This window comes from Paenisporosarcina sp. P4_E4_2 (assembly GCF_056401595.1).
On the sequence record NZ_JBFUJC010000008.1, the window covers coordinates 21,918 to 29,396 of the forward strand.

The 7,479-nt window shown below is 38.6% G+C and carries 9 protein-coding genes; 6 read left to right on the forward strand and 3 right to left on the reverse strand.

From position 1 onward, the window contains the following. Positions 1–2: 2 nt before the first annotated feature. Entirely contained in the window at positions 3–731 is a 729-nt protein-coding gene (liaF, locus tag AC1DSB_RS02325) for a cell wall-active antibiotics response protein LiaF (RefSeq protein WP_477585666.1), read from the reverse strand. 209 nt (positions 732–940) lie between these two features. On the opposite strand from liaF, the gene AC1DSB_RS02330 reads away from it, so the two are divergent. The 3 genes from AC1DSB_RS02330 to AC1DSB_RS02340 all read left to right on the forward strand — a co-directional run bounded on the left by AC1DSB_RS02330 (position 941) and on the right by AC1DSB_RS02340 (position 3,391). Continuing rightward, positions 941–2,113, forward strand: a complete 1,173-nt coding sequence (locus tag AC1DSB_RS02330) for a M20 family metallopeptidase (RefSeq protein WP_477532146.1) — start codon at positions 941–943, stop codon at positions 2,111–2,113. A 252-nt stretch (positions 2,114–2,365) separates the two neighbouring features. Continuing rightward, entirely contained in the window at positions 2,366–2,758 is a 393-nt protein-coding gene (locus tag AC1DSB_RS02335; RefSeq protein WP_477585668.1) for a hypothetical protein, read from the forward strand. 24 nt (positions 2,759–2,782) lie between these two features. After that, positions 2,783–3,391: a DUF3298 and DUF4163 domain-containing protein gene (locus AC1DSB_RS02340; protein ID WP_477532147.1), complete on the forward strand. Its 609-nt coding sequence runs from the start codon at positions 2,783–2,785 to the stop codon at positions 3,389–3,391. Between the two features lie 83 nt (positions 3,392–3,474). Here AC1DSB_RS02340 and AC1DSB_RS02345 read toward each other — a convergent pair whose 3' ends face one another. After that, a complete protein-coding gene (locus AC1DSB_RS02345; RefSeq protein ID WP_477532148.1) occupies positions 3,475–4,665 on the reverse strand; it encodes an ABC transporter permease in 1,191 nt (396 codons plus the stop codon). Further along, positions 4,658–5,398, reverse strand: a complete 741-nt coding sequence (locus tag AC1DSB_RS02350; protein WP_016429161.1) for an ABC transporter ATP-binding protein — start codon at positions 5,396–5,398, stop codon at positions 4,658–4,660. Before AC1DSB_RS02350 ends, AC1DSB_RS02345 begins: the two co-directional genes overlap by 8 nt. Before the next feature lie 114 nt (positions 5,399–5,512). Between AC1DSB_RS02350 and AC1DSB_RS02355 the strand changes: the two genes are divergently transcribed. The 3 genes from AC1DSB_RS02355 (at position 5,513) to AC1DSB_RS02365 (ending at position 7,351) form a co-directional block, all read left to right on the forward strand. Further along, positions 5,513–5,938: an HIT family protein gene (locus tag AC1DSB_RS02355; RefSeq protein ID WP_477532149.1), complete on the forward strand. Its 426-nt coding sequence runs from the start codon at positions 5,513–5,515 to the stop codon at positions 5,936–5,938. Between the two features lie 117 nt (positions 5,939–6,055). Next, positions 6,056–6,580, forward strand: coding sequence for a tryptophan transporter (locus AC1DSB_RS02360; protein ID WP_477532150.1), 525 nt, complete (start codon positions 6,056–6,058; stop codon positions 6,578–6,580). A gap of 387 nt (positions 6,581–6,967) precedes the next feature. Continuing rightward, positions 6,968–7,351, forward strand: coding sequence for a YtxH domain-containing protein (locus AC1DSB_RS02365; protein ID WP_016429164.1), 384 nt, complete (start codon positions 6,968–6,970; stop codon positions 7,349–7,351). Positions 7,352–7,479: the final 128 nt, after the last annotated feature.

The following is a 7,479-nucleotide window of genomic DNA, read 5'->3' on the forward strand; positions in this document are numbered from 1 at the left end:
TCCTAGACACCATGAATTTTAACATCGACAACATTGTACTTAATGAATATTCGCAGACGTTTTTCTGAAGTTTCAAAGTTTGGTGTTTCATAAACGAGGTCTGCACCAAGTCCTTTATCCAGTTGGTCGAATAATTCAACTTCACCTACATTCGCTTTAATCGTAATATGAGYACCGATATGTTCAGGGATTAACATATGGATGTCTCCTACAAAACCAGTTAATTGAATCGGAGTCTCGCCAGGCGGAATAATTGCCTTTGAAAAGTCAAAAAAATATTCAGCCACATTTTTTGTTAATTGTAGAGGCCCTAATTCCCAATCAGGACTGTGAAAAGACTTCTTTTCACTATTTTTTGATGTATTAATTGTAATGATTTTCTTCTTTTTCTCTTGTAAAGGCCGTTTGAATAGTTGATGTACACCGAAAGCAACAAATAAAATCGGCCATAATTTCAAGCAGTCTCTATATGCAAATTCAAAATAATCCAGAATTCCCAATGTAATGAGAATTCCGTACAAAACGGCAAACATTCCCCAAACTAAGGAAATACCTTGGCGATCTTTTTTGATATAACTATCCAGAGTAATCAATCCAAGCACAATAAGGATTCCCGGAATAATAAAAGTTTTCCAGGGGGTCTCTCGTAAGTTAAATACACCTAAATTCAAACTAAGTAAAATCGCACCCATCCCAATAAAAAAAAACGTGGACAATAATGGCCTTTTCATGTTTTTACCACCAATCTAAAATTTCTTATACCCTTTATTCTAACTAAATCGTATGCGAATACTTCTCTCGCTAGTGGGATGTGTTCTCCGCCTTAAGACGGAATTTGCTTTGTTTGGTGAATTTATTAAACTTCAATTGTTCTGATGTTCCCTCAATGATATAATAACAAACATTCAAACTATTTCGACAGTCGAAAGGAGATTTTTTTGTGAAGAATCAATTATTTGAAAAACTAGATGCGGCATTTGAGGAAATGCTAGTCATCCGCAGATATTTACATATGCATCCTGAAGTTTCATTTCAAGAGACAAATACAGCAAAATACATTCAAGATTACTATGCAGATTTAGGTATTGAGTTCACAGCAAATGTTGGCGGAAATGGTGTAGTTGCACGAGTCAAAGGTGCTTTGCCAGGTAAAACTGTTGCCCTGCGTGCGGACTTCGATGCATTGCCAATTCAGGACGAGAAAGATGTATCGTATAAATCGACGGTTCCTGGCGTTATGCATGCTTGCGGTCACGATGGTCATACCGCTACTTTATTAGTTCTTGGAAAAACATTGCATCAAATGCGCGAACAACTTACCGGAGAATACGTACTCATTCATCAACATGCAGAAGAGTATGCGCCTGGTGGAGCGAAGCCAATGATTGAGGCAGGCTGTTTAGAGGGTGTCGATGCCATTTTTGGTACACATTTGTGGTCACTGACTCCTGCAGGAACGATTGAATACAGAGTCGGACCGGTCATGGCCGCAGCTGACCGATTCGAAATTACAATTCAAGGTCGCGGAGGACACGGAGCCAGCCCCCACCAAACAAAAGATTCAGTCGTAATCGGTGCTCAACTAGTTACTAACCTGCAACAAATCGTCTCTCGTCGAGTGAGTCCAGTGGAATCGGCCGTATTATCTGTGGGTTCTTTTGTAGCCGAGAATGCATTCAATGTCATTGCGGATTCAGCGAAGTTAATTGGAACAGTCCGTACATTCAATCCTGAAGTCCGTGATCTTATTGAAAAAGAAATGGAACGTGTCATTCAAGGAACATGCCATTCGAATGATTGCACATACGAATTTTTATATGAGCGTGGTTACAATGCCGTCGTTAACCATGTTGCTGAAACTCAATTTTTGAAAGAACTGGCTGAACATGTGCCTGGTGTCAGTGAAGTGCGTGAAACGGAACAACATATGGGCGGTGAAGATTTTGGTTACTATTTGGAAAAAGTACCAGGTACATTCTTCTTTACCGGGGCGCAACCACAAGGAGAAATGTTCCCACATCATCATCCCAAATTTGATTTTGATGAAAGTGCCATGTTGATTGCGGCAAAAACATTAGGTGCAGCAGTCGTAGATTATCAAAACGTAAAATAAATGAGAATTCGACATCAGTATGATGGTGTCGGGTTCTTTTTTTAATGGCTCTGTTAACTTTCACGGTTGATTTAATAAAAAAGAAGGAGTCTGTGCCCTTTCTGCGGATGAAAACAGGTAAGCCTCCTCATCAAGCTACTTCTTATAAGAAGTAGCTTTTATTAATTTTCGGTTCGTGCTTTCATGCCAAACTTCGAATAATTAAAAGGATTAGGCATATGATTTTAAAACCATGTCTAATTGGAGGTTGCGATGAGAAGGTCAAAAAAAGGAGTAATGTTGCTAGGTTTCTTATTTATCAGTCTGGTAGTCGTGATTATAATTCTATCGTCTTTGACTAGCGAATCGGATCAGGACCTTTATTTGCGAGATGTGAAAGAAGTTGAAGCCRTCACCAGTAAATTGACCGAGACGAACTTTCAGCAACAACTTATTACATCATTAAAAAATGAAGGATATAAACCTACTGGAAGCATTGCGTACACGATTTTCAGTATGGATAAAAAGGAATTAACGATCATTTTGCATGGAATCGATACGAGTCAAAGAAAAGCGGAAAACTACATACAGGATCTTACCAACAAACTTTCCACTTCGATGGGTCTTGGAACTTTTGAGGTAACGGTTATAGAGGATAAAGATTAGACATGTTTTAGAAAGGATGAACGAATGGATTTACCTGTTACGATAGCTCACAAAGTTCTTCAAAAACAAACACCTAAAGTTAACGTATACTATCCTTTTGTAATTGGTCTCGCCAATCGACAAGCGGAAATGAAAATCAATTCCGTCATTGTTTCAACAATGAATAACACGATGGTCGAACTTGGATTTCATGAGTCATTTCTACAGGAAATGATCGGACAATTTGAAATCAAGACAAACGAACGAAATATATTAAGTCTGACATTAACCGTTTATGGGTTTACCGGTGGCGCTCACGGCAATACCATAGTCAAAGCACTGTCGTTTGATGTAACTACAGGAAGACAGTATGAATTAAAAGATTTATTTAAACCAGATAGTGATTACGTCACAGTTTTATCGAAAATCATTGGACAGAAAATCAAAGATTGGGATATTCAATTGCTTGAACCATTCACAAAAATCAGGCCAGATCAAGATTTCTACTTTGCTGACCATTCACTGGTCATTTACTTCCAGCAATACGAAATCACCGCTTACGTCTGGGGCTTCCCATACTTCCCTATTCCGATTCTCGACATTCAAAATATCATTCAGCCAGATGGTCCACTCGAAAAATTACTGCCCTTCTGAAAAAAGTAATTTCTATTACCAATTGTATTAGAAAAAGGTCTCATCCCCCCCATGTAATGGGCTATGAGACCTTTTTAAATTCCCTATTTACTCATCCTTAAAGTAATCTCACTAACTACAACGACAATTAGAGGCAAAGCATATAAAATTCCTTGCTCTACGCCAGTAAGAAGCACAGCAATCAGTACGATTATTGCTTGCAAAACTTGTACAACTCTTACTAATTTCAACACCGCTTTCTTCCGTGCACTTTCAACCAAGGGATAAAGCATATCCATTCTGAATTCACTAGATGACGATAGGGCTTGTTTGATTTGAATAGCAGAAGCAAATGCCAAAGCTCCTACAAAAATCATTACAACAACAGGAATGCCAATAAATGCCGCACCTATAGCCGAAAGTGCAGTTAAGCGAAGCCATAAGTAGAAAGTATCATCTGTACGAACAAAAGTACGAAACACTAAGTAATTTTGTGCGTTTCCCTCTTGGAATGGAATCAATCGATACATGACATCCATCCAGGGACGACGGTGAATGCTTCCCCGTACATGAGGAACATCCGTGAAATAATTAGCAAATCTATAAAAACGCAACATACGATTTTGTTCCATTTTCACAAAGTGCTCATACGGGAATGGTTGTCCCTTAACCTGCTTAATCCAAAGACTATAAAAACCAATTGGGAAAATCAATAGCACCAAATAAAAAGGAACCAGTGTGAAAGTGGCTATGATTGTAGATATAGAAATTAAGGCACGTATAGAACGATCTCCCCAGATTCTCTTGCCTGAATTAGCCCACTGGAAGGCAAACTCAATTTGGCCATTCCAAAATTTCAACAATACAATGGTGATAAGAACCATACCAATCGTCATTGGTTTGACTTGTCCTACTTGTGTAAGTAAAGGAATGGCAACAACTAAAGGCAGTAAGACTAGAAATATCTGAGACCAAAATGACCAAGCTAACGCTTTCTTCATATATGACATTAACTTTGATTCCAAAGGCAATAAATATACCTGGTCAGGTTCACGAATCAATGTGGTAGGCGGACTATATGCCAATAATAGTCCGATTACAATGGATACTAGCCATGTCCCCGGAAAATCAGTTGGTGCAGACTTCAACCATTCACTATATTGATAACCACCCGCACCAAGGACAAACACAAAGACAATTGCTAGATGTCCTGTAAACACAAATTTCATGTATTTCTGTAGTTCATTTATATAATGAAAAAACCGTATTCGCCATACATCATGCAGGTTATTCATGGTCTTGCTCCTTCGTCATTGCGATGTACAAATCATCAAGAGTAGCAAGTGGCATATTGAACGCTGCCCGTAAATCATTCATCGTCCCTTGCGCACGAATGCGGCCGTTGTGCAATAACAAAATACGATCGCAGTAGCGTTCAGCTGTCGATAAAATATGCGTAGACATGAGAACAGATGCGCCAGTTTGTTTTTTTTCATTCATTTGATCCAGTAAAGATTGAATGCCCAGTGGATCGAGTCCAACGAAAGGCTCATCGATAATATATAATGAAGGATTTACTAAAAAGGCACACATAATCATGACTTTTTGTCGCATTCCTTTTGAAAAATGTGATGGAAACCAATTTAACCGTTTTTCCATGCGGAATTCTTTCAACAATACTTCTGAACGCGCTGCCAAAGTTGCTTCATCTAACCCATAGGCCATCGCAGTTAGTTCCAAATGTTCTTTTAATGTTAGTTCGTCATACAAAACGGGAGTTTCCGGGATATATGAAAACGATGAACGATAGACATCCATATTTTCCTTCATTGTCACTTCGTTTAATCGAATTTCTCCATCTTTTGGATTCATCAACCCAATTATGTGCTTAATGGTTGTACTTTTCCCTGCCCCGTTCAATCCTATTAAGCCCACTAATTCACCGGGGGCAATGGAAAAGGATAAATCATGAATGACTGGTTTCCGTGTATAGCCACCTGTTACTGCGTTTACTTCTAATACGTTCATCAGATGCACCCCTTTTATTCTTTATCTTATCAAAAAATTTGCTGTATGGCTTTTCACTTGTCACTTCTTTGTATGATAAACTTATGACCATATCTTGAAAGGACGTGACCCAAAATGAGTGAGTGTTTATTTTGCAAAATTGTAGACGGTTCAATTCCTAGTACAAAAGTATATGAAGACGAGCATGTGTTAGCCTTTATGGATATTATGCCACTGACAAAAGGGCATACGCTATTAATTCCCAAAAAACACCATGAAAATGTTTATGACATGTCATCAGAAGAAGCTGGACAATTATTTTCTGTTGCGCCAAAAATCGCTGAATCAATCAAAGCTTCTTTTCAGCCAGCCGGCTTGAATTTGCTGAATAATAATGGTGCGCCTGCAGGGCAAAGCATTTTCCACTTCCATCTTCATTTCATACCTAGATATGATCAAACTGATGGATTTAAGGCAACTTGGCAAACAAAAGAAAAGCAATATACCAATGAAATGTTCGCTGAGTATGCAGAACTGATTAAGTCAAACATACTCAAGTAAACTTGCATTTCACTGCCAAACCTTGTAATATCTTAAGTAAGTTTCTCGCTGTCGATCACAGGATACGCTAGGAGATTCCTAAATATGAGTTTAGAATAGTTGAGGAGAGATGAGCAAATGAATACAAAAAATTTAGTGTTAATGGCCCTGTTAGTCGGTGTAGGAGCTGCGTTGTACTTAATCATTCCAGGTTTCGGCGGTGGAATGAAACCTGACTTCATGTTAACGATGATGTTTATTGGGATTTTATTGTTTCCAAAAGCGTCACATGTATTTTTACTCGCACTGACAACTGGTGTTATTTCTGGATTATTTTCGACTTTTCCAGCTGGTTTTTTACCAAACGTGATTGATAAGTTTATTACAGCATTTGTCTTTTTTGCAGTCGTTGTGGCACTTAAACATTTCACACAAAAACTTTCAGTTGCAGTCGCACTTGCAGCATTGGGTACACTTCTGTCAGGCATCATTTTCCTATCCGTTGCCATTTTTGTACTCGGAGTAAATGTTCCTTTTGGCGGTCTTGTAGTTGGGGTTGTTTTACCAACTGTAGCGTTGAATGCCATCGCATTCTTCTTTATTTTCCCGATTGTAACGCAATTGTTGAAGCGTTCAAAATTCGATACTGCTTTTTCAAACTAAATAATCTATGGTCTGCCAATCATGGCAGGCCTTTTTTTATCCTCTAGCAACCAACAGAACGGTCTTTCTAGGCACTTTTCGCATTTCATGTTGTCTAGCTACAAGCGCCAGCCCACACCTAAGCTTAGGCCCACAGGATGTGGGTCATGAAGGCTTTGCGACACGATGTCGCGACCTTTGCCTTCAAACCTTAAAACTCATTCGAAAACGAGTTTTCGATTCGTTTGCTCCTGCGGTTACTCGTCGCAAAGGAGACCTTTCTTCCAGCGCCGGTGTTGGGCTTTCTAGGCACTTTTCGCATTTCTTGTTGTTTTGGCTTGTCCGACATGTTTTAATTAATTGAAATGAAGGAATAGTATACATATATATGAAGGGAGTGCCTCTATAATGAAAGCTTCTACATTTTTTGTTGGTCTGGTTTCAGGTCTTGTGGCAGGATCAGCAGTGGTCTTATTCTCTACTCCTCAATCCGGTAGCGAATTACGTTCGAATGTCAAAATGGCATCATCTGATTGGAAAGAGAAATTATCTGACGTTAAGTTTCAAATAAGCGATTTAAAACAATCGATAGCTGGTTTAACTAATACTGCAAAGACTGATGTACCGCAAACGATTAATGAATTGAAACAATCTGTACAACAATGGCAGTCAGAAACTGCACCTATTCAGGAAAGTCTTCAAAATGAAATTGCTTCAATTCAGTTGGCAATGGAGGAACTTGAAAAATCAATCACCAAGCATCAAAAAGATGCTTCACCAGCCAATTCATAATTAGCATAATGCCCTGCAAAAAATTTGCAGGGCATTTTTTATTTGAATCAATTTCTCGCCAACAAAAAACCATTTAAATCATAATATTTACAACATTCTAACTATGCAGACCTTTACTTTATTGCTAT

Excerpts from the sequence above, each read along its gene's own strand:
- AC1DSB_RS02365 (WP_016429164.1), top strand. The coding sequence starts at position 6,968 with ATGAAAGCTTCTACATTTTTTGTTGGTCTGGTTTCAGGTCTTGTGGCA.
- AC1DSB_RS02345 (WP_477532148.1), bottom strand. The coding sequence starts at position 4,665 with ATGAATAACCTGCATGATGTATGGCGAATACGGTTTTTTCATTATATA.
- AC1DSB_RS02360 (WP_477532150.1), top strand. The coding sequence starts at position 6,056 with ATGAATACAAAAAATTTAGTGTTAATGGCCCTGTTAGTCGGTGTAGGA.
- AC1DSB_RS02355 (WP_477532149.1), top strand. The coding sequence starts at position 5,513 with ATGAGTGAGTGTTTATTTTGCAAAATTGTAGACGGTTCAATTCCTAGT.
- AC1DSB_RS02340 (WP_477532147.1), top strand. The coding sequence starts at position 2,783 with ATGGATTTACCTGTTACGATAGCTCACAAAGTTCTTCAAAAACAAACA.
- AC1DSB_RS02350 (WP_016429161.1), bottom strand. The coding sequence starts at position 5,398 with ATGAACGTATTAGAAGTAAACGCAGTAACAGGTGGCTATACACGGAAA.